We start from the raw sequence: 23,463 nt of genomic DNA, 5'->3' as shown, positions 1-23,463 counted from the left end.
CCTCCGTCCGACCCCACCTCCGCGCGCAACAGAAGGGCACGGCACTCACGATGGCACCGAGAACGAAGGCGGCCGACGGCAGCGGTCTGACGGAGATGTCCTGGGACCCGATCACCCGGATCGTGGGCAGCCTCGGCATCCACACCAAGATCGATTTCAAGCAGAAGCGGGTGGCGGAGTGCTACAGCACCTCGTCCGTCTTCCGCGGCTACAGCGTCTTCATGCGCGGCAAGGACCCCCGCGACGCGCACTTCATCACCAGCCGGATCTGCGGCATCTGCGGTGACAACCACGCCACCTGTTCCGTCTACGCACAGAACATGGCCTACGGGGTGAAGCCCCCGCACCTGGGAGAGTGGATCATCAACCTCGGCGAGTCCGCCGAGTACATGTTCGACCACAACATCTTCCAGGAGAACCTGGTCGGGGTCGACTACTGCGAAAGAATGGTCCGCGAGACCAACCCCGGCGTCTGGGAGCTCGCCCAGCGCACCGAAGCCCCCCACGCGGGCGAGCACGGCTACCGCACCATCGCCGACATCATGACCTCCCTCAACCCCATCGAGGGCGAGTTCTACCGCGAGGCCCTCCAGGTCAGCCGCTACACCCGGGAGATGTTCTGCCTCATGGAGGGCCGCCATGTGCACCCCTCCACGCTCTACCCGGGCGGTGTCGGCACCGTCGCCAGCGTCCAGCTCTTCACCGACTACCTCAGCCGGCTGATGCGCTACGTCGAGTTCATGAAGCGGGTGGTGCCGCTCCACGACGACCTGTTCGACTTCTTCTACGAGGCGCTGCCCGGCTACGAGGAGGTCGGCCGCCGCCGCGTCCTGCTGGGCTGCTGGGGCGCGCTCAACGACCCCGAGCACTGCGACTTCACCTACCGCAACATGACGGACTGGGGACGGAAGATGTTCGTCACCCCGGGCGTCATCGTCGACGGCAAGCTGGTCACCAACGACCTCACCGAGATCAACCTCGGCATCCGGATTCTGCTGGGCAGCTCCTACTACCAGGACTGGGAAGGCCAGGAGCAGTTCGTCACCCACGACCCGCTCGGCAACCCGGTCGACCCACGCCACCCCTGGAACCAGCACACCATCCCCGCCCCGCAGAAGCGGGACTTCAACGACAAGTACAGCTGGGTGATGTCCCCGCGCTGGTTCGACGGCAAGGAGCACCTGGCCCTGGACACCGGCGGCGGCCCGATCGCCCGGCTGTGGTCCACCGCGCTGTCCGGACTCGTCGACACCCCGTACGTCAAGGCCACCGGCCAGAGCGTCGTCATCGACCTGCCCCGCTCCATGACCAAGCCCGAGGCGCGCTTCGAATGGAAGATCCCGAAGTGGAGCAACGCCCTGGAGCGCAACCGGGCCCGCACCTACTTCCAGGCCTACTCGGCCGCCATGGCGCTGCACTTCGCCGAGCAGGGCCTGAACGAGGTCCGCGCCGGACGCACCCAGACCTGGGAGAAGTTCGAGGTACCCGACGAGTCCATCGGCTGCGGCTTCACCGAGGCCGTGCGCGGCGTCCTCTCGCACCACATGGTCATCCGGGACGGGAAGATCGCCAACTACCACCCGTACCCGCCCACCCCGTGGAACGCCAGCACCCGGGACACCTACGGCACCCCCGGCCCGTACGAGGACGCCGTCCAGAACACCCCGATCTTCGAGGAGAACTCCCCGGAGAACTTCAAGGGCATCGACATCATGCGCGCGGTGCGCAGCTTCGACCCGTGTCTGCCGTGCGGCGTCCATATGTACGTCGGCAACGGCAAGTCCGTGCAGAAGATGCATGTGCCCACCGGTCTGAGCGGGCTCTCCGGATGAGCGCCCGGGCCACCACAGCAGAGGACGCCGCACCGCGGGCGGACGCCTCCGGGGCCGATGCGCCGTCCGTTTCCGCACCGTCCGTTGCCGCACCCTCCGCCGCCGTGCCGAGCGCCGAGGCCGCCGGCCGGCGCGTGGAAGAGGTGCTGGACCGCCTCGCACAGCGCGACGACCGCGAGGCGAGCGCCGCCGCCGAGGAACTCGTCCGCGTCCTGATGGACTTCTACGGCGCGGGACTCGCCCGGATCATGCACCTCGTGGGCAGCGGCACGGGCGAGGACGGCCCGCGCCCGGCGCTGCTGCGCGACGAGCTGGTGACCAGCCTGCTGGTGCTGCACGACCTGCACCCCGAGGACACCGCGGCCCGCATCGGCCGCGCCCTGGACAGCGTCCGCCGCCAACACCCGGCGGACATCGCGGAGTTCGACGCGGACACCGGAACGCTGCGGCTGCGCCCCGGCGCCTCCGGCGGCTGCGGCTGCCCGAGCACCGACCAGCAGGCCCGGCAGACCGTCGAGGCCGCGGTGTCCTGCTTCGCGCCCGAGGTGACCTCGATGCGGTGGGAGGCGGCGGGCGACCGTCCCGAGCCCCCGCTGCTGCAGATCTCCCGCCGGCCGCCGACCGCCGCCACCGCCTCGTGAGCGGCCGGCAGACGGCGCCCCCGCGCCTGGGGCCACCGCCCGCCCACCGCGGCCTGCGCCGCTTCCGGGCCCCGGTGCCGGCCGCCCCCGAACGCTGCGAACTGTGCGCCGTGGTACTCGCCGAGCACAACCACCGCCACCTGGTCGACACCCGCCGCCGGGCGCTGGCCTGTGCCTGCACCCCGTGCGCACTGCTCTTCGACCGGCCCGGCGCGGGCACCGGACCGTTCCGTACGGTCCCCGACCGCTATCTCACCGACCCCGGGCACACCCTCGACGACGCGGCCTGGGAACGGCTCCAGATCCCGGTCGGCGTCGCCTTCTTCCTGCGCAGCGCCGACCAGGACCGGCCGGCCGCCCTCTACCCCAGCCCGGCCGGCGCCACCGAGAGCGAACTCGCCCCGTCGACCTGGCAGACCGTGCTCTCCGCCAGCCGACTGGCCCCCCTCCTGCGGCCCGACGTCGAGGCGCTGCTGCTGCGCCGCACCGAGGGCCGTATCGACTGCTATCTGGTGCCGGTCGACATCTGCTACGAACTCGTGGGCCGGATGCGCCTGTTGTGGCAGGGCTTCGACGGCGGCGCCGAGGCGCGCGCCGCACTCACCGACTTCTTCACCAAGGTCGCCCGCCGGGCCCGCGAGCCGAAGGGGGACGACCGGCCGTGACCGAGCTGTCCTTCGACTGCACCGGCGTCCGCGCCGACCCCTACGCCGCCGCCCCCACCCTCCTCTTCCGGCTGCGCATCACCGCCGCCGAGGCGGCCCGGGTCCACGCCCTCGCGCTGCGCTGCCAGCTCCGCATCGAACCGGCCCGGCGCGACTACCGGGACGACGAGGCCGCGGCGCTGTCCGACCTCTTCGGCGCCCGGTCCCGCTGGGGCACCACCCTGCACCCGCTGCAGTTCGCCCAGGTCTCCCTCGTCATCCCCGGCTTCACCGGCGAGACCGAGGTGGACCTCCCCGTCCCCTGCACCTACGACCTGGACGTCGCGGCCGGCCGTTACTTCCACGCGCTGCGCGAGGGCGAGGTGCCGCTGCTGCTGCTGTTCTCCGGCACGGTCTTCGCCGGCGCCGGCGGCTTCCGGGTCCATCCGGTGCCCTGGCACAAGGAAGCGTCCGTACGGATGCCGGTGGCCGTCTGGCAGGAGATGACCGAGGCGCACTTCCCCGGCTGCGGCTGGCTGCGGCTGCCCCGCGAAACCCTCGACGCGCTGCTCGCCTACCGCTCCCGGCACGCCCTGCCCTCCTGGCAGGCGACCGTCGAGTCGCTGCTGGCCGCCGCCGACGGCACCGAACCGCCCGCACCCCGCGCCCGGCTCTTCCCGGGCGCCGCCGTCCGCCCCCTCAGCGAGAGGACCGCGCCGTGACGACCAGCGTGCTGCCCGAGGACACCGCGGACCGCTTCGCCGCCGCCCGCCAGGTGGCCGACGCCGTGCTGTTCGAGGGCTATGTGCTCTACCCGTACCGTGCGTCCGCCGCCAAGAACCAGCTCCGCTGGCAGTTCGGGGTCCTCGTTCCGCCCCACTGGGGCGCCGACAGCGCGGAGCACTCCTTCCAGCGCACCGAATGCCTCATGGAACCCCGCTCCGGTGCCCGGCTCTCGGCCGAGCTGCGGTTCCTGCGCGCCCAGCGGCGTACGGTCCAACGGCTGTGCCCGGACGGCGGGTTCGAGGACGCGGCCGAACTCTCCCTGCCCGACCGGCTGCTGGTCCCCTGGGACGAGGGCGTCGAGGAACGCGTCACCCTGGTGGTCGATGTCTCCAAGCTGACCGGCGAGGGCGTCACCGTCCCGTTCAGCCGGCCCGCGCGCGAGGAGACCGAACAGGTCCACGACGCCGAGGGACGGCTCGTCGGCCGGCTGGTGCGGCACTGCGCCGGAATCGACGGCCGGGTTCGGCTGACCGCGAGCGAACTCGACGGGCCGTACGCGGCGTTCCGGCTGACCGCGACCGTCGAGAACACCAGCGGCTGGCAGCCGGACGAGAACGGCGCCGACCGCACCGCGGCACTTCCCCGCTCGCTGGTCGGGGCCCATCTCTTCCTCGGCCTGAGCGCGGGAGCGTTCCTCTCCATGACCGACCCGCCGGAGTGGGCCAGGGGCGCCGTCGCGGCCTGCCGCAACGAGCACGCCTGGCCGGTGCTGGCCGGCGAGTCCGGCCGCGCCGATGTGGTGCTCTCCGCGCCGATCATCCTGGAGGACCACCCGGCCATCGCCCCGGAGAGCCCTGGCGCGCTCTACGACGCCCTGGAGATCGACGAGATCCTGACCCTGCGCACCGCGGCCCTCACCGACGAGGAGAAGCGCGAGGCCCGCGGCACCGACCCGCGTGCCGCCGAGGTCATCGAACTCGCCGACACCATGCCGCCCGAGGTGCTGGAGCGGCTGCACGGCGCCGTACGGGCGCTGCGCGAGGTCACCGGACCCGGCCCGGCCGCCCCCGACGCGTTCGCCCCCGACGTGCCGGGCCTCCGCCCGGACACCCCCTGGTGGGACCCGGAGAGCGACCGCAGCGTCGATCCGGTGCGCGACCGGGTCACCATCGACGGGCGGCAGGTCGGCGCCGGCAGCCGGGTGCGGCTCCGCCCCGGCCTGCGGCGCACCGACGCCCAGGACCTCTTCCTCCAGGGCCGCACCGCGCATGTCGAGGCGGTGCTGCACGACGTCGACGGCGGGGTGCACCTCGCGGTGACCGTGGAGGGCGACCCCGGCGTCGACATCCGGCGCGAGCAGGGCCGGTTCCTGTACTTCCAACCCGACGAAGTCGCTCCCCTGGAGGACGCGTGAGCCCCGAGGCATCCGCGGGCAAGCGGCCCGCGAAGACGCTGATCGCCGGTGTCGGCAACATCTTCCTCGGCGACGACGGTTTCGGCGTGGAGGCCGCCCGCAGGCTGGCGGAGCATCAGCTCCCCGAGGGGGTCGAGGTCGTCGACGCCGGAGTACGGGGCGTCCACCTCGCCTACCAGATGCTCGACGGCTACCACACGGTGCTCCTCGTCGACGCCTCCGCGCGCGGCGGCGAGCCCGGCACCGTCTACCTGCTCGACGCCACCACTCCCGCCGAACGGCCGCCGGACACCGCGCTGGACGGCCACCACATGACCCCCGACGCCGTGCTCGCGCTGCTCGACACGCTCAGCGCGGGCACCGGTGGCCGGCGCCCGGAGCGCGTCCTGGTCGTCGGCTGCGAACCCGCCGACGTCTCCGAAGGCATCGGGCTCAGCACACCCGTCGACGCCGCGGTCGACGAGGCCGTCCAGATCGTCCTGCGGCTGGTCGGCGCGGAGGAACCGTCCCCGTCCGCCGCCGGGGCGCACCCCAGTGAGAGGAACACGACACCATGCTGAAGCTCGCCCTGGGCGGCGCGCTCGCCGCCGCGCTCGCCCTCATCGCCCGCTCCCTCCTGCCGGACCTCAGGCGCTATATGCGTATCCGGTCCATGTGACGGGAACGGCGCTGCACCGAACGGTGTACGCCATCGCGCGGCCCGGCGAGGCACCCCGGACGCCCTCCGGCGGCGCCGTCTAATGAAGCCGAGCGGCACCCGGTCGTCGCCGCACCAGAGAGGGACCGATGCACGAGATGTCCATCGCGCTGGCGGTCGTGGACCAGGTCGAGAGCGCGGCCCGGCCCCCCGGCTCCGGCACCGTCCACAGCGTCCGGCTGCAGGTCGGCGAACTGGCCGGCGTGGTCCCCGACGCACTCGCCTTCTCCTTCGCACTCGCCTGTGCCGGCACCGTGCTGGAGGGCGCGGAGCTGGTGACCGAACCCGTCGCGGCCCGCGCCCGCTGCGGCCCCTGCGCGGACACCTGGCCGGTGGGCATGCCCCCGCAGCTCAGCTGTCCGGGCTGCGGCGGCGCCACGGCCGAGCTGCTGTCCGGCCGGGAACTGCAGATCATCAGTGTGTGCTGGAACGACGCCCCGGTACACGTACCGACCCACGAGGAGCGCTGAACCATGTGCCGTGTCGTCGACCTGCAACAGGCGGTCCTCGCCAAGAACGACGCCTGTGCCCACACCCTGCGCGAGGATCTCGCCGCCCGCGGCACCGCGCTCGTCAACCTGCTCTCCAGCCCCGGCAGCGGCAAGACCGCGCTCCTGGAACATGAGCTGACCCTCGCCCGTGACCGCGGTGTTCCGGTCGCGGCGCTCACCGCCGACCTCGCCACCGAGAACGACGCCGTGCGGCTGGCCCGCTCCGGAGCGCCCGTCAAACAGGTGCTCACCGACGGGCTGTGCCACCTGGAGGCCGAGATGCTGGGCGGGCACCTCCACGGCTGGCTGCCCGCGGACACCCGGCTGCTGTTCATCGAGAACGTCGGCAACCTGGTCTGTCCCGCCTCCTACGACCTCGGGGAGACCCTGCGCGTCGTGCTGGCGTCGGTGACCGAGGGCGAGGACAAGCCGCTGAAGTACCCCACCGCCTTCGGACTGGCGCATCTGGTCGTGGTGACCAAGACCGACATCGCCGAGGCGGTCTCGTTCGACGAGAAGGAGTTCCGCGCCAACGTCGAACGCATCAACCCGGGGGTGGAGGTCGTCCTCACCTCGGTGCGCGGCGGTGAGGGCGACGGTCTGCTGCTGGACCGGGCGCTGGCGGCGCGCGACGGTGCCCCGGTGCACATCCCGGTCATGACCCGGAAGTCCCACCACGTCCATGACGCGGACGACGGCCAGCCGTGCGACGAGGGACACACCCACGAGGCGGGCCACCACACCCACGATGCGGGCCACTCCCACTCCCACGAGGCGAGCCACTCCCACTCCCACCCGCATGAGGCGCCGGGCGGCCGGGCGCACCCCGCCGACTCCGACACCGTGGCGTCGAGCCGCTCATGACCACCGGGCAGGCCGAGGGGACCACCGCGACGGCCCCTCCCGCAGCCGCCGCACGCCGCCGGATCACCGTGCGGGGCGTCGTCCAGGGCGTCGGCTTCCGCCCGTTCGTCCACACCCTCGCCACGGAACTGGGCCTGACGGGCCATGTGACCAACACCGGTGAGGGCGTCGTCGCCGAGGTCGAGGGCGCCCCCGCGGCGCTCGCCCGCTTCGGCGAACGCCTCAGCGGCGAGGCGCCGCCACTGGCCGTCGTGGAGACCGTCGACGGCCAGGAGATCGCCCTGGCCGGTGACGCCGGTTTCCGTATCCTCCCCTCCCGCGCCCACGGCCCCTCCCGCACCCTGGTCGCCCCGGACGCCGCCACCTGCGAGGCCTGCCTCACCGAGCTGACCGACCCGGCCGACCGCCGCCACCGGCACCCCTTCCTCAGCTGCACCCACTGCGGGCCCCGCTTCACCCTCGTCACCGGGGTCCCCTACGACCGCGCGCTGACGACCATGGACCGCTTCCCGATGTGCCCCGCCTGCGCACGGGAGTACACGGACCCGGCCGACCGGCGCTTCCACGCCCAGCCGATCGCCTGCCACGACTGCGGCCCCCGGCTGCGGCTGCTCACCGCCGACCCCGCCGACCGCACCCGCCCACCGCGCCCGGCACCCGGCGCCGACCCGGTCGCCGCCACCCGGCAACTGCTCGCCGACGGCGCGATCGTGGCCGTCAAGGGCCTCGGCGGCTACCACCTCGTCTGCGACGCTGCCGATGACACTGCCGTCGGCCTGCTGCGCGCACGCAAGGCCCGCGGCGACAAGCCCTTCGCCCTGATGGCCCGTCACGTCAGCGACGTGGAACACCTGGTGCGCGTCGGGGTGGAGGAACGCGCGCTGCTCACCGGGCCCGTACGGCCGATCGTGCTGCTGCGCCGCACCCCGCGTCCGACGGCGGGCCCGGGTGCCGCCATGCCGTCCGACGCGGTCGCCCCCGGCAGCCCCGACCTGGGCGTCATGCTGCCGTACACCCCGCTGCACCACCTCCTCCTCGGACTGCCCGGTGACCCTCCGGGGCCCCGGCTGCTCGTCATGACCAGCGGAAACGTCGCGGGCGAACCGATCGTCACGGACGACGACGAGGCCCTGCGGCGCCTCGCGCAGCTGGCGGACGCCTGGCTCGCCCACGACCGGCCGATCCGGATTCCGTGCGACGACTCGGTGGTCCGCATCAGCGGCGGGGAGCCGCTGTTCGTGCGCCGCTCCCGCGGGTACGCGCCGTTCCCCGTCCCCCTGCCGGTGCCGGTCCGGCCCGCGCTCGCGGCCGGCGGGGACCTCAAGAACGTGTTCTGCCTCGCCGAAGGGCACCGCGCCTGGCTGTCCGCGCACATCGGCGACATGGACGACCTGGCGACACAGTGCGCCTTCGAGCGGGCCGAGGAGCACCTGGAGACGGTCACCGGGGTGCGCCCCCAACTCCTCGCCGCCGACCGCCATCCCGGATACCGCTCCGGCCGCTGGGCGCAGTGCCACACCGACGGCCGGCCGCTGGTCCGCGTCCAGCACCACCACGCCCATATCGCCGCGGCCATGGCCGAACACGGACTCCGCGACGGCCACCCCGTCATCGGGGTCGCCTTCGACGGCACCGGCTACGGCGACGACCACGCCGTCTGGGGCGGCGAGATCCTGCTCGCCGACTACGACGGCTACCGCCGCTTCGGCCAGCTCGCCTACGTCCCGCTGCCAGGCGGCGACGCCACCGTACGGCGCCCCTACCGCATGGCCCTCGCCCATCTGCGCGCCGCGGGCATCGACTGGGCCGCGGACCTGCCCCCGGTGACCGCCTGCCCGCCGGACGAGCGGCGGCTGCTGGCCCGGCAGCTCGAACGGCACTTCAACTGTGTGCCGACCTCCAGCATGGGCCGGCTCTTCGACGCCGTGTCCTCGCTGGCCGGGGTCTGCCACCACGCCGGATACGAGGCCCAGGCCGCCATGGCCCTCGAAGCCGCCGCCCTGACCGCGGGCGAGGAGCACGGTCCCGGGTACGCGTTCGCGCTGCGCCCCGGCCCGGCCGGTGCGGCCGCCGCCGATCTCGTCGCCGACCCGGCGCCGGTGCTCACCGCCGTCGTCGGGGACCTCCGCGCCGGCACCGCCGTACCGCTGATCGCGGCCCGCTTCCACACCGCGGTCGCCGACCTCGTCCGGCGCGGCTGTGCGGCGGCCCGCGAGCGCACCGGACTGACGACCGTGGCCCTGACCGGCGGGGTCTTCGCCAACACTCTGCTGGCCGAGGCCGCCGCCCGGCTGCTGCGGGAGGACGGCTTCACCGTCCTGCGCCACCGCCGCGTCCCGCCCAACGACGGGGGACTGGCACTCGGTCAGATCGTCGTCGCGGCCCGCACGGCAGGAGCCGCCGTGCGCTGAGCGGTACCGCGGCGCGGCGGACGCAACGTACCCACGACGAGGAGAGCCCCCATGTGTCTGGCGGTACCCGGCAAGGTATTGGACATCGAGGAACGGGACGGCACCCGTATGGCGACCGTCGACTTCGGCGGTGTGGTCAAGGAGGTGTGCCTGGAGTACGTCCCCGACCTGAAGGTCGGTGAGTACGCCATCGTCCATGTCGGCTTCGCGCTGCAGCGGCTGGACGAGGAGTCCGCCCGGCACACCCTCGCCCTGTTCGAGGAACTGGGCCTGCTGCAGGAGGAGTTCGGCGACCCCTGGGAGGCGGCCGCCGCCCAGGGACAGGACGGGGCGGGCGGCACACCCCCGGCCGCCCTCATCGACGGAGCGCGGGAGACGAGCCGGTGAAGTACCTCGAAGAGTTCCAGAACCCCGAGCTGGCCCGCCGGCTGCTCGACGAGATCCGGGCCACGGTGACCCGGCCCTGGGCCCTGATGGAGGTCTGCGGCGGCCAGACCCACACCATCATCCGGCACGGCATCGACCAACTGCTGCCCGATGAGGTCGAGTTGATCCACGGTCCGGGCTGCCCGGTCTGTGTGACGCCGCTGGATGTCATCGACAAGGCCCTGGAGATCGCCTCCCGCCCCGACGTGATCTTCTGTTCCTTCGGTGACATGCTCCGCGTCCCCGGCAGCGACCGCGATCTGTTCCAGGTGCGCGGCCGGGGCGGCGACGTCCGGGTGGTCTACTCCCCGCTCGACGCCCTGAAGGTCGCCCAGCAGAACCCGGACCGCCAGGTGGTGTTCTTCGGCATCGGCTTCGAGACCACCGCACCACCCAACGCCATGACGGTGTATCAGGCCCGCAAGCTCGGCATCCGCAACTTCAGCCTGCTGGTCTCGCACGTCCGGGTGCCGCCCGCGATCGAGGCGATCATGTCCTCGCCGAGCTGCCGCGTCCAGGCGTTCCTGGCCGCGGGCCACGTCTGCAGCGTGATGGGCACGGGGGAGTACCCCGAACTGGCCGACCGCCACCGGGTGCCGATCGTGGTCACCGGCTTCGAACCCCTCGACATCCTGGAGGGTATCCGCCGCACCGTCCGCCAGCTGGAGCGCGGCGAACACACCGTGGACAACGCCTACCCGCGCGCCGTCCGCAGCGAGGGCAACCCGGCCGCCCAGGCCATGCTCGCCGATGTCTTCGAGGTCACCGACCGCGCCTGGCGCGGCATCGGCACCATCCCCGCCAGCGGCTGGCGACTGTCGGAGCGCTACCGCGACTACGACGCCGAGTACCGCTTCTCCGTCGACGGCCTCACCACCCGCGAACCGGCCGCCTGCCGCAGCGGAGAGGTCCTCCAGGGACTCATCAAGCCGCACGAGTGCGAGGCCTTCGGCACCACCTGCACCCCGCGCTCCCCGCTCGGCGCCACCATGGTCTCCAGCGAGGGCGCCTGCGCCGCCTACTACCTCTACCGCCGACTCGGCACCCCGTCCATCCCGCAGGAGGCGAGCCCCGTTGCCTGACACCAAGCACCCCCAGCCCGGCGGCCCCACCCCGGCCGACCGCGGTCTGCCCACCGTCGACATCTCCGGCTGGACCTGCCCCACCCCGCTCCGCGACCAGCCGCGTGTCGTCATGGGGCACGGCGGCGGGGGCGCGCTGTCCGCCGAACTCGTCCAGCAGATCTTCGCCCCCGCCTTCGGCGGCGAGATCCTCGCCCAGCTCGGCGACTCCGCCGCGGTGTCCCTCGGCGGCGTCCGCCTGGCGTTCTCCACCGACTCCTATGTCGTCCGGCCGCTCTTCTTCCCCGGCGGCTGCATCGGCGACCTCGCCGTCAACGGCACCGTCAACGACCTCGCCATGAGCGGCGCCAGAGCCGCCTACCTCTCCTGCGGCTTCATCCTGGAGGAGGGGGTCGAGATGCCGGTGGTCGCCGGGGTCGCCGACGCGATGGGCGCGGCCGCGCGGGCGGCCGGTGTCGAGGTGGCGACCGGCGACACCAAGGTCGTCGAGGCGGGCCACGGCGACGGCGTCTACCTCAACACCGCCGGTATCGGCCTGATCCCGGCGGGCGTCGACCTGCGCCCGCAGCGCGTCGTCCCCGGCGACGTGGTGATCGTCAGCGGCGACATCGGCCTGCATGGCGTGGCCATCATGAGCGTCCGTGAGGGGCTGGAGTTCGGCGTCGAGATCGAGAGCGACTGCGCGGCCCTCGGCGGCCTCGTGGAGAGCATGCTGGCCGTCACCCCCGAGCTGCACGTCCTGCGCGACCCCACCCGCGGCGGGCTGGCCGCGGCACTGTGCGAGATCGCCACCGCCTCCTGCACCGGCATCGTCATCCAGGAGCGCGCCATCCCCGTGCCGTCGGCCGTCGCCAACGCCTGTGCCATCCTCGGCCTGGACCCGATGTACGTCGCCAACGAGGGGAAGCTGGTGGCGTTCGTCCCCCGCGAGCACGCCGACGCCGTGCTGGACGCGATGCGGGCCCACCCTCTGGGCGCCGGTGCCGCGGTCATCGGGGAGACCGTGGAGACCCACCCCGGCATGGTCGTGGCCCGCACCCCGCTGGGCGGCACCCGGGTCGTCGACCTGCCGCTGGGCGAGCAGCTGCCACGGATCTGCTGAGCCCACGCGAGAGGGCGGCGCCGGTGGGGCGCCGCCCTCTCGCGTGTGACCGGACCCGCTCAGGTCTTCTGCAGCAGCCGGGACCCGAACCAGTCGTCGGCGTCCCGTACCCCGGGGAGAACGAAGAAGTAGCCGCCGCCGACCGGGGTGATGAACTCGGCCAGCGGTTCGTGCCGCAGCCGCCGCTGCACTGCGGCGAACTGCCGCTCCGGGTTCTGCTGATAACCGCAGAAGACCAGCCCGAGGTCCATCTGCCCCTTGCTGTCGTAACCGGCGTCGTAGTTGTAACTCCGGCGCAGGAAGCGGGACTTGTCGGTCTTGTCGGTACGGGGGTTGGCCAGCCGGATGTGGGAGTCGAGCGGGATCTTCTTGCCGTACGGGTCCTCGCGGTACCTCGGTGAGTCCGTCTCGTGCGTGCCGTCCAGGGGTGCGCCGCTCGCCTTGCGCCGGCCGAAGATCTTCTCCTGGCGTGCCACCGGCACCTTGTCCCACTTCTCGACGTGGAAGCGGATCAGGCGCAGCACCTGATAGCTGCCGCCCAGCGCCCAGTCCGGCTCCCCGCAGGGCGGCGTCACCCACAGCAGCCGGTCCATCTCCCGGGCCGAGCCGGTGTCCGGGTTGACGATCCCGTCCTTGAAGCCGACGAAGGTGCGCGGCGACCCCGAGGGCCGCGACGGGTTGAGGAAGGCGTCCGCCCGCCAGCGGGGCCGCAGCAGACCGTGCGTCTCCCGCGCCAGATCGCGCAGCACATGGACGACGGCGTCCGGGTGCTGGGCGCAGACCTGCAACGACAGGTCACCGTGGCAGCGGGCCGGCTCCAGCCGGTCGTCGGGGAAGGCCGGCATCGCCTTGAGGTGCCGGGGCTTGTGCCCGGAGAGGCCGAAGCGGTCGTCGAACAGGGAGGCACCGACGCCGAGGGTGACGGTGAGCGAGTCCGGGGTGGGCTTCTCCGCGGCGACTTGCTCGTCCTGCGGTTTCACCCCGGCCGCCAGCACCCGCGACCGGGTGGTGAGCTTCTGGAACAGGGCGGTGAGACCTTCGCGGTCCTGGGCCAGGACATCGAAGCCGACGAAGCCGGCGAAGAGCTGCTGCGGGGTCACGATGCCGGCCTGATGGCGTCCGTGGAACGGCACCTGGTCGGGCAGCGGCACCCCGTCGCGCCGCCGGCCCGCCGGTGCGGCAGCCGCCTGCCCGCCGAGCCCGGCCGCGGCCACCCCCGCGATCCCCGCCGCGCACTTCAGAAATCCCCGGCGTCCGTCGTGCCGCGGAACGGCGCACCCGTCGTCGGCCTGCTCACGTCTCATGGTCCCACCCTCCTGACTGCGCCGTCCGGCAGCCGTGTGCCTGCACATCCCTGTGCGCGATGCTCGCCGCCCACGACGTACGGGCCGGGAGCAACACGGCCCCGGCCCCGGATATCACGCCTGGGACCCCGGCGGGTCGTCCGAATGGCGCAGCCGGCGGGCCCACCGCGCGACAGCGCCGCGGCGCGCTTCTAGCGTCGGCCCTGTGACCTGCCCGAACACCCACCGCGCAGGCCGGGCGGCAGGTCACCCACCGTGCACCACCCCCGAGCCCACGGACCCCCACACATGAGCACTTCCACCGACGCGAGCACCGTCCTGGCCGAGGCCACCCGCCTCGCACCGGGCGCCCCTCTCGAAGAAGACGCGGCCGACGGCACCGCACCCGCCGGCGAGGGCACGACCCTCGACGGGGCACCACCCGTCGAGGCCGACCGTGCCGCCGACGCGGGCGCCGCCCCGGACGCGAGCGTGGCCGCCGACCGGAGCACCACCTCCCGTGACGATCCGGCCGCCGCGGAACCGGCCGCCGCGGAACCGGCCGCCGCGGAACCGGCCGGCGATCCCGCCACGGCTCTCGACGCGAGCGCCGCCGTCGCCGAGCTTCCCGTCTCCTGGCTGCGCATCGAGAAAGGTCATGCCGAGCCGGAGGAGATCGCGGCGATCAGCGTCGTCCTCTGCGCCCAGCTCGCCGGTCTGCGCGCCCTCACCGACGACGGCCGGCCCGGGGAACCGTCCCCGGGCCGACGGCACCCGCCCCGTCACTCCGCCTGCTGGTCCGGCTGCTGGACCTGCGGCTGAGCCCCGGGCACGGTGCTGACCGGAGGTCAGCCGAAGAAGAGCAGCAGCAGCGACACCGCGGCGACCACGACCGCGCCGACGACGGAGCCGAGGATCACCTTGCGCTGCCAGGGCTCAAGACGGCCACCGCGCAGTGCGCCGCCCATCCGGCCGTACTGCTCGGCCCGCCCCATCGGGGTCAGCGGTTCCGTGCTCCCCTGCGGCATGCCCCGCGTCCAGTCGGGACCCGGTTGCGGGTACCGGCGCCGCCAGCTCTCGTTCTCACGCCACGGCAGTGTCATGTGCTTGCTCCTCGCCTCGTTGCCACAGTGAGGGCAGAGCCCGCATCCGCCTGTGCCGATGCGGTGTCCCCCGGCGGTCTCCTACCCGCCGGCCACGGACGATGCGCGGAATCAACGGGTCGGCCGGAATTCGTCCGTACCACGGTGGCCCCTTCTCCTGACCAGGAGTGAGTGACCGGGTACGCATCGCCACTCTCCAGCACCTCGGCGCTGCGCTGCGTGCTGGAAGTGTCCGCTGGTGGAACGCGTGATTCCTCTTCGGTGATCGTCGAGTAGGGTCCGGCGAGCCGGAACAGTGAATCAAGGAGCGTTTGTCGTGGCCGAGCGTCAGGTATCGGGTGAGGGCGACGGGGCCGATGTCCCGGAAGTGCAGGCGCAGGAGCGCCGATTGCGCCGTGACCTGGGCTTCTGGGGACTGACCGGCATCGGCTTCTCCAATATCGTCGGCTCCGGCTGGCTGTTCGCCGCCCTGTACGCGGCGCAGACCGCCGGTCCCGCGGCGCTGCTCTCCTGGATCGGGGCCGGCGTGCTGTGCGGGCTGGTCGCCCTGGTCATGATCGAACTCGGTGCGACCCGGCCGGAGGGCGGCGGTACGGTCCGCTGGCCGCTGTTCGCCAGCGGCCGGCTCGTCGGCACCCTCATCGGCTGGTCGACCCTGCTGTCGGTGGGCGGTACCGCTGCCGAGATCAGCGCGATCATGCAGTACGCCGCGCACTACCTCCCGGGCATCTACAACGGCCACACCCTCACGCTCTCCGGAGTGGCCCTGGCCGCCGGGCTCAGCGTCCTGCTGACGGCGCTGAACTGGTTCGCGGTGCGGATGTTCGCCCGGCTCAACAACCTGGTCTCGATCTTCAAGATCGTGGTCCCGGTCGTCACCGTGGCCGCCCTGATCGCCTCCGGCTGGCACTCCGGCCGTCTGACGGACCACGGCGGCTTCGCCCCGTACGGCTATGTCGCCTGCCTGACCGCGCTGGCCGGCGGCGGCATCGTCTACTCCGTCAACGGGTTCCAGGCCCCGCTGGACTTCTCGGGCGAGACCCGCAACCCCCGCCGCACCCTGCCCGCCGCGGTGCTCACCGGCATCGGCCTCGCGGTGATCATGTACCTGGCCCTCCAGGTGGCGTTCCTCTTCACCGTCCCCGAGCATCTGCTCGGCAACGGCTGGAAGGGCGTCTCCTTCGACTCCCCGTTCGGCCAGCTCGCCCTGATCCTCAATCTGCACTGGCTGGCCAGCCTGCTGTACGCGGACGCGGTGATCTCGCCCGGCGGTTCGGCGTACGTGGGCGTGGCGCTCAACGGGCGGCACACCTACGCGCTCGCCAAGAACGGCACCATCCCCCGGTACTTCATGAAGGTCAACGAGCGGTTCGGCATCCCGCGCCGGGCGCTGGCGATCAACCTCGTCGTGATCATGATCTTTCTGCTGCCGTTCGGCGGCTGGCAGGACATCGTGAGCGTCATGGGCGACATGTATCTGCTGATCTACGCCGCCTCCGCGGTCGCGGTCGCCGTGTTCCGCGCCGAACCGGGCGGCCGCACCGCCGGCTGGGTCCCGGGGCTGAGCTGGATCGCGCCGCTCAGCTTCGTCGTGGCCAGCGAGTTCGTCTACTGGTCGGGCTGGCACGACCTGCGGCTCGCGCTGCCCCTCGTGCTCGGCGGACTGCTGATCTTCCTGGCCATGCGCCGCCCCGGGGCACGCGACAAGGCCGCCGTGGAGAGCGACGGCGCCGGCCCGAGCCGCCCGCTCGGCGCCGAACTCCGCACCGGCGCCTGGCTGGTGGCCTATCTCGTCGGCCTCACACTGGTCTCCTGGCTGGGCACCTTCGAGGGCTCCGGCAAGCTGCCGGCTCCGTACGACTCGGTCACCGTGGCCGTCCTCGCGCTCGCCATCTTCTTCTGGGCGGTGCGGTCCGGCGTCCGGCACCTGGAGGTGGCCCGCCCCGCCGCCGCCTGAACGGGCCACGGGCGGGGCCGTCAAGCGGAAGTCCGACCGCGGAAATATGATGAATCGGGAGAAGCGGGCTCCCGAAGAGCCCCCATGAGGCCCGGTCAGGCGGCCACCGCGGAGACGCACGGAGCACGCCCCGCAGTGGCCCATGCACCGACGCACCTGGGAGCGGTCCATGCTTCGGCGTCGTCCCCCGCGGTCGGCGAGCGCGGACGATCTGCTGACCACGCTCGGGCGACTGACCGCCCAGGCGCGGGAAGGCGCGGAGAAACAGCGGGCCAGGGTCGAACTCGCCGAGGCACTCCAGCGGGAGATGCTGCCCGCCGTACTGCCGGCGATCCCGGGGCTGCGCGCCGCCGCCACCTACACACCCGCCCGGCACGGCCTGGACATCGGCGGCGACTGGTACGACGGCTTCCCGCTGCCGGACGGCTCGCTCGCCTTCTGCGTCGGCGACGTACAGGGCCATGACGTCGAGGCGGCCGCCTTCATGGGGCAGATCCGCTTCGGGCTGCGCGCCGTCGCCGGCCACGCCGCCGACCCGGGGGAGGTGCTGAGCCGCGCCAACGACCTGCTGCTCTCGGTCGACTGCGGCCTCTTCGCGACCTGTACCTTCGTCCGCTTCGACCCGGTCGCCTGGGAACTGACCAGCGCCCGCGCCGGTCATGTCCCCGGCATCTGGGCCACCACCGACGGCCGGTCCGGCCTCGCCGACGACGCGGGAGGCCTGCCGCTCGGCATCGCGCCGGGCGAGAAATACCCGGTCACCCGTCGCCGGTTCGCCACGGCCGGGGCGTACGTGCTGCTCACCGACGGGGTCGTGGAAGGGCCGTCGTTCCCGATCGAGGCGGGGCTGACCCAGGTGACCCGACTGGTCAGCGCAAACGCCGACGGCGACCCGGCCACCGTGGCGGATGTGGCGATGACCGTGGCCGAGTTCACCGGGCACACCGACGACGCCGCGGTGCTCGTGCTGCGCTTCGACGCGGCGGCGCCCAGGGCCGGGTGAAGCGCGGCCCCGGGCACGCGTGTCGCGGACGGCGCGCGGCCGTCGGCGTTGTCTGATGGCCGAGTGGTGCGCACCGAGGGACTCCGCCGTCCGGCACCGGCCGCCCTGACGATCCTCGTGCTCGCCGGCGTCTACTACGGGACCGCACAGATCGGGCTGCTGGAACAGGTGGTGATCGCGGGTGCCGTGGTCACCCCGTTGTGGCCGCCCACCGGCATCTCGCTGAGCTGTCTGCTGCTCCTCGGCCTGTGGACCTGGCCGGGCATCGCCCTCGGCACCCTGCTGGTCGTCGCCTCCCTCAGCACGCTGGACGTCTCGGTCCTCGGCATCATGACGGGCAACACCCTGGCCCCGGTCTGCGCCTGCCTGATGCTGCGCCGGGTGGGCTTCCGCCCCGGGCTCGACCGGCTGCGGGACGGGGTGGCGCTGGTCGCCCTCGGCGCCTTCGCCGGGATGCTGATCAGCGCGACGCTGGGCAGCGGGACGCTCCTCCTCAGCGGTGCGCTGCCGCCCGGCGGCTTCTGGCGGACCTGGGCGGCGTGGTGGGTGGGCGACGCCATGGGCATCCTGGTCGTCACCCCGCTCCTCCTCGCCGGCCGTAAGGCCCGGTGGCCGCGGGGCGTCCCCGCCTACCGGTGGGCGGAGGCCGCGACCCTGCTGATCGCGTCGTTCGTGGTCTCGCTGGTGGCGGTCACCAGCGAGCTGTCCCTGTTGTTCCTGGTCTTTCCGCTGATCGTGTGGGCGGCGCTGCGCTTCCAGCTGGAGGGGGCGGCGCCCTGTGTGCTGCTGGTGTCCGTACTGGCCATCACGGCGGCCACCCGTCGCACCGGGCCGTTCCAGGGTCAGAGCCTGCTGGAGGCGATGGTCAATCTCCAGGCCCTCAACGCGTCCGCCGCACTCACCGCCCTGCTGCTGTCGGCCCTCGTCACCGAGCAGAACAGCATCCGCCGCAAGGTCGAGCAGGCCTGCCGCGAACTGGCCGAAGTGGTGGACCGGCTGGCCCCCGGGGAGAGCCGGCGCCGATGGCCGCCGGAGGCCGGCGAGGGCTGACCCGGCGCCCGGCCCGTACGGTCAGCTCCGCAGCAGTTCCGACAGGTCGTAGCCCACCGGTTCCTCCAGCTGGGCGTAGGTGCAGCTCTCCGGCGTACGGTCGGGACGCCAGTTCCGGAACTGGGCGGTGTGCCGGAAGCGGCTGCCCTCCATGTGGTCGTAGGCGACCTCGCACACCCGCTCCGGGCGCAGTGGCACCCACGACAGGTCCTTGCCGCCGCTCCACCGGCTGGGACCGCCCGGCATCCGCCGCGACGCGTGCGCCGCCTCGTCGGTCCACGCGCCCCACGGATGGCCCGCGACCTCGTCCATCCGCAGCGGCGCCAGCTCCTCGACCAGCGCGCGCCGCCGGGCCATCGGGAACGAGGCGCACACCCCGACGTGCTGGAGCTGCCCGGCGCTGTCGTGCAGCCCCAGCAGCAGCGAGCCGACCACCGGACCGCTCTTGTGCAGCCGGTACCCCGCGACGACGCAGTCGGCGGTACGGGCATGCTTGATCTTGAACATGGCCCGGTCACCCGGCCGGTACGGCAGATCGAGCGGCTTGGCGACCACCCCGTCCAGCCCCGCCCCCTCGAACTGGGTGAACCAGCGCAGGGCCAGCTCCTGATCCCGTGTCGCGGGCGCCGTGTACACCGGCGCACGGGCCGGCCGCAGCGCCTCGACCAGGGCCTCCCGGCGCGCCGACTGCGGCTCGTCCAGCAGCGCGGCGGCGTCGAGGGCCAGCAGGTCGAAGGCGACGAGCGAGGCGGGCGTCCGCTCGGCGAGGGTACGGACCCGGGAGTCCGCCGGGTGGATGCGCTCCAGCAGCTCCTCGAAGTGCAGCCGGCCGTCGTGGGCGATCACGATCTCGCCGTCGATGACGCAGCGCCGGGGCAGCTCGGACCGCGCCGCCCGGACCACCTCGGGGAAGTAGCGGGTGAGCGGCTTCGTCGTACGGCTGGTGATCTCGATGTCCTCGCCGTCCCGGAAGACGATGACGCGGAAGCCGTCCCACTTGGCCTCGTACTGCATGCCGGCGGGAATGCCGGCCACCAGCTTGGCGAGCATGGGGGAGACCGGGGGCATGACGGGCAGGTCCATGTCCCGATCCTGCGGGCCGGACACGGTTCCCGCGCGCCGGGCGGCCGGGCCCGCGGCGCTCCCGGCGCGCGGCGGCGCCGCACGGTCCTTACCGTGGAGCCATGGCCGGAGCCGGAGCTGTCGAACTGGACGTCGCGGGACGCACGGTGCGCCTCTCGCACCCCGACAAGACGTATTACCCGGAGCGCGGCTTCACCAAGATGGACGTCGCGCAGTACTACCTCGCCGTCGCCGACGGGGTGCTGCGGGGCCTGCGTGACCGGCCCACCACCATGCAGCGCTTCCCCGACGGCGTCGAGGGCGAGTTCTTCTACCAGAAGCGGGCGCCCAAGGGGATGCCGGACTGGCTTCCCACGGCCCGGATCGCCTTCCCGAGCGGACGGTTCGCCGACGAGATGTGCCCCACCGAACCGGCGGCCGTGCTCTGGGCGGCCAACCTGGGGTGTCTGACGTTCCACCCCTGGCCGGTCCGCCGCGGGGACACCGAGCACCCCGACGAACTGCGCATCGACCTCGACCCGCAGCCCGGCACCGGCTTCGCCGACGCCGTCAAGGTCGCCTTCGACCTGCGCGAACTGCTGGCGGAGCACGGGCTGAGCGGCTGGCCCAAGACGTCCGGCGGCCGCGGCGTGCACGTCTATGTGCCGATCCGGCCCCACTGGACGTTCACCGAGGTCAGACGGGCCGCGATCACCCTGGCGCGGGCGCTGGAGCGCCGGATGCCGGACCTGGTGACCTCGGCGTGGTGGAAGGAAGAACGCGGCGAGAAGGTCTTCGTCGACTACAACCAGATGGCACGGGACCGGACCATCGCCTCCGCCTACTCGCTGCGCGCCCGGCCCCGGGCGACCGTCTCCACCCCGCTGCGCTGGGACGAGCTGTCCGACGCCGCCCCCGAGGACTTCGACCTGCGGACGGTCCCCCCGCGGTTCGCGGAACTGGGCGATGTGCACGCGGACATGGCGGACCACGCCTTCGGCCTGGAGTCCGTCCTGGACCTCGCGGACCGGCAGGCGGCGGACGAGGGACTCGGCGATCTGCCCTATCCGCCCGACCACCCGAAGATGCCCGGCGAGCCGTCCCGGGTCCAGCCCAGCCGGGCCCGTAAGCGCTGAGCGCGGGCGGGGCGCTCCTACGTCGCGGAGTCCACCACCGCGGTGCGGACCGCACCGGGGCGCCGGTGCCGAGTCGCCGGCCGATGCGCTGCCGGCGGAGCTGCTGCCGCCCGGCGGTGCCACCGACGATGCGGCGCTTGTGATCATCCGGCTCTGACCAGGCGATACACCGGCTCGCTTTGCCGATTCATTACCGCGACTGGAGCAATTCTTGGGGCCGTTGGAGTGGCTCTTCGTCGTGTCTGCAGGGTTTCGGGTGGGGCGCGGTACTCATCGAATGTCAGATTTCCTGCCACACAGGAGAAACGCAATGCGCAAGTTCATAGGCCGCTCCGTGGCTGCCGCGGCGATCGCCGCCGCCACCGTCGTCCCGCTCGCCGGCATGGCTTCGGCCACCCCGCAGGCGCCGGCCGCATCGTCAAGCGGCGACCACCACGGTCGTCACCACCATGGTCGTCACCATCACCACCACTGCCACAACAACGGCTTCGGCGGCTTCGGCGGCTTCGGTGGTTTCGGTGGTTTCGGCGGCTACAACGGCTACAACGGCTTCGGCGGCTGCGGCTACGGCAACTACGGCTACGGCTTCGGGGGCTTCCCCTTCGGCCTGCTGGGCATCCTCTGACCGGCAGTAGCATTGGCAGGCCGCCGCAGCCCTTGGCTGCGGCGGCTCGTCGCTGTCATGCCAGGGTGCCGGCCTCCTGCTCGGCCCGCCGGCGCAGCTCCTTCTTGTCGGGCTTGCCCGCGTCGGTCAGGGGCAGTGCCTCGACGAAGGTGACCCGGTGCGGCTCGTACATCGCGCCGCGCTCCGCGGACACCATCGCGCGCAGCTGCAGCGCGTCGACCTCGCTGCCGGGCGCCCGCACCACGGCGGCGTGCACCCGCTCCATCCGGTCGGCGTCACGGACACCGAACACCGCGCTCTGCCGTACCTGCGGGTGCGAGTTCAGCAGATCCTCCAGCTCGGTGGTGTACACATGGCCGCCGACCACGACGATCATGTCCTTGAGCCGGTCGACGATGGTCAAGTAGCCCTCGTCGTCGAGGAATCCGATGTCCCCGGTGTGCAGCCAGCCGTCCCGCAGCACCTCGGCGGTCAGCTCGGGCTGCTTCCAGTACCCCTTCATGATCGTGGCGGAGCGCACACAGACCTGGCCGTGCCCGCCGGCCGGCAGGGCGCGGCCCGCCTCGTCACGGATCTCCACCTCGACGCCGGGCAGCACCTTCCCCGCCGAGCGCAGCCGGTCGGGCCGCCCCGGGTCGTGGTCCTCCCGGGAGAGCACACTGACGCCGCCGGCCTCGTTCTGCCCGTAGCCCTGCATCAGCACCGGGCCGAACAGCCGAATCGCGTCGGCGATCCGGGCCGGGGACGCCTGGCAGCCGCCGTAGGACAGCATCTGCAGGCTGGAGGTGTCGGTGTGCGGGGCGTCCGGGTGGTCCATCAGCTGGTAGAGCAGCGGCGGCAGCAGGAACATCTCGGTGATGCGCTCGCGGGCGATGGTGGCGAGCACCGTGCCGGGGTCGAAGTCGTCGAGCAGGACGACGGTGCCGCCCGCGTGCAGGGTTCTGTCCGCCATCGCGCCCGCGGCGTGCGCCAGGGTGGTGCAGACCAGTTGGCGGCGCGCGGTCTCCCGCTTCTGCTCCATCCCTTCGTGGTGCCGGCGCACCTGCTCGAAGGTGGTGCAGATGCCCTTCGGATGGCCGGTGGTGCCGCCGGTGTGGCGGATGGTGCACACGTCGTCGGGCCGGGCCCGGGCCGCGAACGGCTCGTCGGACTGCCCGGCCGCCAGGTCCAGCAGATCCGCGCCCAGCTTCGCGGGACCGAGGACGAGGACGTCCGGCACCGGCGCCAACTCCGTCACCCGGGCGGTCCGTTCGGCGTACCGCGGGTCGACGATCAGGGCCCGGGTCTCGACGTCGCGGACGATGGCGGCCTGGGACTCGGCGGACAGCTTGTTGTAGAGGTGGTTGACCCGGGCGCCGATCAGATTCGCGGCGTAGCGGGCGGCGAGGGTCTCCGGGAGGTTGCCGCTGAGCAGGGTGACGGTGGTGCCGCGCTCGACGCCCCGGGCGCGCAGGGCGCGGGCCAGGCGGTGGACCAGCGCGCGGAACTCGCCCGCGGTGACGCGGCGGCCCTGGTGGACCAGGGCTTCGCGCGCCGGGTCGGCGCTGAGCACATCGAGGTTCTCCTCCACGTAGGTACGGAATGTCCGGGCGGCGGTGGTCATGATGTCGGGCTTCCTCCTGACGCCGGCGGGTGCGGGCGCGGGTGCGTGGGTCATTTGGTTGCTGGAGGCAACCAAAATCAGGGTAGTCCCACGAGATCGACAACTCCAAGTCGGTTTGCCGGGAACGGGGGTGGCGCCGCGGCCCCCGCCGCCCGCCCGCCTCCGGTTCCGTCCGGATTCCTCGCCCCGAATATCGTCAACAAGGTCGCCCACCTGGGGCTCACGGCGGATAATGCTCCCTCGCGCACGGGCCGCGGATGCCCTGCGGAACTCGCTCTCCCTGCGGGTCCGTCCCGTGTCGAGAGATGATG

At 72.7% G+C, this 23,463-nt stretch carries 23 protein-coding genes; 19 read left to right on the top strand and 4 right to left on the bottom strand.

What is annotated here, in order from left to right; genetic code table 11:
• Positions 1-50 precede the first annotated feature (50 nt).
• The 13 genes from ACGFN2_RS32840 (at position 51) to hypE (ending at position 12,330) form a co-directional block, all read left to right on the top strand.
• Positions 51-1,832 carry a nickel-dependent hydrogenase large subunit gene (locus ACGFN2_RS32840; RefSeq protein WP_393366413.1) on the top strand — a complete coding sequence of 594 codons (1,782 nt, stop codon included), beginning with the start codon at positions 51-53 and terminating at the stop codon, positions 1,830-1,832.
• The gene (locus ACGFN2_RS32835; protein ID WP_393366411.1) at positions 1,829-2,473 is read left to right on the top strand and encodes a hypothetical protein; all 645 of its coding nucleotides are present in this window, start codon (positions 1,829-1,831) and stop codon (positions 2,471-2,473) included. Before ACGFN2_RS32840 ends, ACGFN2_RS32835 begins: the two co-directional genes overlap by 4 nt.
• Positions 2,470-3,138 carry a DUF5947 family protein gene (locus tag ACGFN2_RS32830; protein ID WP_393366409.1) on the top strand — a complete coding sequence of 223 codons (669 nt, stop codon included), beginning with the start codon at positions 2,470-2,472 and terminating at the stop codon, positions 3,136-3,138. The genes ACGFN2_RS32835 and ACGFN2_RS32830 overlap by 4 nt, the downstream gene beginning before the upstream one ends.
• Positions 3,135-3,839 carry a DUF6084 family protein gene (locus ACGFN2_RS32825; RefSeq protein WP_393366407.1) on the top strand — a complete coding sequence of 235 codons (705 nt, stop codon included), beginning with the start codon at positions 3,135-3,137 and terminating at the stop codon, positions 3,837-3,839. Before ACGFN2_RS32830 ends, ACGFN2_RS32825 begins: the two co-directional genes overlap by 4 nt.
• Positions 3,836-5,257 carry a hypothetical protein gene (locus ACGFN2_RS32820; RefSeq protein ID WP_393366405.1) on the top strand — a complete coding sequence of 474 codons (1,422 nt, stop codon included), beginning with the start codon at positions 3,836-3,838 and terminating at the stop codon, positions 5,255-5,257. The genes ACGFN2_RS32825 and ACGFN2_RS32820 overlap by 4 nt, the downstream gene beginning before the upstream one ends.
• Positions 5,254-5,817 (top strand): hydrogenase maturation protease, encoded by a 564-nt coding sequence (locus ACGFN2_RS32815; protein ID WP_393366403.1) that lies wholly within the window; start codon positions 5,254-5,256, stop codon positions 5,815-5,817. Before ACGFN2_RS32820 ends, ACGFN2_RS32815 begins: the two co-directional genes overlap by 4 nt.
• Positions 5,811-5,915 (top strand): DUF6893 family small protein, encoded by a 105-nt coding sequence (locus tag ACGFN2_RS32810; RefSeq protein WP_393366401.1) that lies wholly within the window; start codon positions 5,811-5,813, stop codon positions 5,913-5,915. The genes ACGFN2_RS32815 and ACGFN2_RS32810 overlap by 7 nt, the downstream gene beginning before the upstream one ends.
• A 128-nt stretch (positions 5,916-6,043) precedes the next feature.
• Positions 6,044-6,424 (top strand): hydrogenase maturation nickel metallochaperone HypA, encoded by a 381-nt coding sequence (locus ACGFN2_RS32805; RefSeq protein WP_362609208.1) that lies wholly within the window; start codon positions 6,044-6,046, stop codon positions 6,422-6,424.
• A 3-nt stretch (positions 6,425-6,427) separates the two neighbouring features.
• Positions 6,428-7,309, top strand: coding sequence for a hydrogenase nickel incorporation protein HypB (hypB, locus tag ACGFN2_RS32800; RefSeq protein WP_393366399.1), 882 nt, complete (start codon positions 6,428-6,430; stop codon positions 7,307-7,309).
• The gene (gene hypF, locus ACGFN2_RS32795; RefSeq protein WP_393366397.1) at positions 7,306-9,720 is read left to right on the top strand and encodes a carbamoyltransferase HypF; all 2,415 of its coding nucleotides are present in this window, start codon (positions 7,306-7,308) and stop codon (positions 9,718-9,720) included. Before hypB ends, hypF begins: the two co-directional genes overlap by 4 nt.
• 51 nt (positions 9,721-9,771) lie before the next feature.
• Entirely contained in the window at positions 9,772-10,107 is a 336-nt protein-coding gene (locus ACGFN2_RS32790) for a HypC/HybG/HupF family hydrogenase formation chaperone (protein WP_362609202.1), read from the top strand.
• Positions 10,104-11,228, top strand: a complete 1,125-nt coding sequence (hypD, locus tag ACGFN2_RS32785) for a hydrogenase formation protein HypD (protein ID WP_362609201.1) — start codon at positions 10,104-10,106, stop codon at positions 11,226-11,228. The genes ACGFN2_RS32790 and hypD overlap by 4 nt, the downstream gene beginning before the upstream one ends.
• Before the next feature lie 46 nt (positions 11,229-11,274).
• Positions 11,275-12,330 carry a hydrogenase expression/formation protein HypE gene (gene hypE / locus ACGFN2_RS32780; protein WP_362609251.1) on the top strand — a complete coding sequence of 352 codons (1,056 nt, stop codon included), beginning with the start codon at positions 11,275-11,277 and terminating at the stop codon, positions 12,328-12,330.
• A gap of 59 nt (positions 12,331-12,389) precedes the next feature.
• On the opposite strand, the gene efeB is transcribed toward hypE, so the two are convergent.
• Positions 12,390-13,634 (bottom strand): iron uptake transporter deferrochelatase/peroxidase subunit, encoded by a 1,245-nt coding sequence (gene efeB / locus ACGFN2_RS32775; protein ID WP_393366394.1) that lies wholly within the window; start codon positions 13,632-13,634, stop codon positions 12,390-12,392.
• Between the two features lie 288 nt (positions 13,635-13,922).
• On the opposite strand from efeB, the gene ACGFN2_RS32770 reads away from it, so the two are divergent.
• Positions 13,923-14,435: a hypothetical protein gene (locus ACGFN2_RS32770; RefSeq protein ID WP_393366392.1), complete on the top strand. Its 513-nt coding sequence runs from the start codon at positions 13,923-13,925 to the stop codon at positions 14,433-14,435.
• A 26-nt stretch (positions 14,436-14,461) separates the two neighbouring features.
• Here the strand turns inward: ACGFN2_RS32770 and ACGFN2_RS32765 are convergent, their stop codons facing one another.
• Complete coding sequence (locus tag ACGFN2_RS32765; protein WP_362609196.1) at positions 14,462-14,716, bottom strand: hypothetical protein; 255 nt, start codon at positions 14,714-14,716, stop codon at positions 14,462-14,464.
• A gap of 316 nt (positions 14,717-15,032) precedes the next feature.
• Here ACGFN2_RS32765 and ACGFN2_RS32760 point away from each other — a divergent pair, with 316 nt between their 5' ends.
• The 3 genes from ACGFN2_RS32760 (at position 15,033) to ACGFN2_RS32750 (ending at position 18,726) form a co-directional block, all read left to right on the top strand.
• A complete protein-coding gene (locus ACGFN2_RS32760) occupies positions 15,033-16,673 on the top strand; it encodes an APC family permease (protein WP_393366390.1) in 1,641 nt (546 codons plus the stop codon).
• 169 nt (positions 16,674-16,842) lie between these two features.
• Positions 16,843-17,676, top strand: coding sequence for a PP2C family protein-serine/threonine phosphatase (locus ACGFN2_RS32755; RefSeq protein WP_362609193.1), 834 nt, complete (start codon positions 16,843-16,845; stop codon positions 17,674-17,676).
• 63 nt (positions 17,677-17,739) lie between these two features.
• Positions 17,740-18,726: an MASE1 domain-containing protein gene (locus tag ACGFN2_RS32750; protein ID WP_362609190.1), complete on the top strand. Its 987-nt coding sequence runs from the start codon at positions 17,740-17,742 to the stop codon at positions 18,724-18,726.
• Positions 18,727-18,747: 21 nt separating this feature from the next.
• On the opposite strand, the gene ACGFN2_RS32745 is transcribed toward ACGFN2_RS32750, so the two are convergent.
• Positions 18,748-19,809, bottom strand: a complete 1,062-nt coding sequence (locus ACGFN2_RS32745; protein ID WP_362609188.1) for an ATP-dependent DNA ligase — start codon at positions 19,807-19,809, stop codon at positions 18,748-18,750.
• Between the two features lie 101 nt (positions 19,810-19,910).
• Here ACGFN2_RS32745 and ligD point away from each other — a divergent pair, with 101 nt between their 5' ends.
• Positions 19,911-20,924, top strand: a complete 1,014-nt coding sequence (ligD, locus tag ACGFN2_RS32740) for a non-homologous end-joining DNA ligase (protein ID WP_393366387.1) — start codon at positions 19,911-19,913, stop codon at positions 20,922-20,924.
• A gap of 310 nt (positions 20,925-21,234) precedes the next feature.
• Complete coding sequence (locus ACGFN2_RS32735) at positions 21,235-21,549, top strand: hypothetical protein (RefSeq protein ID WP_362609184.1); 315 nt, start codon at positions 21,235-21,237, stop codon at positions 21,547-21,549.
• Positions 21,550-21,604: 55 nt separating this feature from the next.
• Here the strand turns inward: ACGFN2_RS32735 and ACGFN2_RS32730 are convergent, their stop codons facing one another.
• Complete coding sequence (locus ACGFN2_RS32730; RefSeq protein WP_393366385.1) at positions 21,605-23,152, bottom strand: AMP-binding protein; 1,548 nt, start codon at positions 23,150-23,152, stop codon at positions 21,605-21,607.
• Positions 23,153-23,463 lie beyond the last annotated feature (311 nt).

The sequence above is a fragment of the Streptomyces sp. NPDC048612 genome, assembly GCF_043199295.1.
GTDB lineage: Bacteria > Actinomycetota > Actinomycetes > Streptomycetales > Streptomycetaceae > Streptomyces.
Note: the sequence above shows the minus strand (reverse complement) of the source record. Positions and strands in the feature narration are given on the sequence as shown.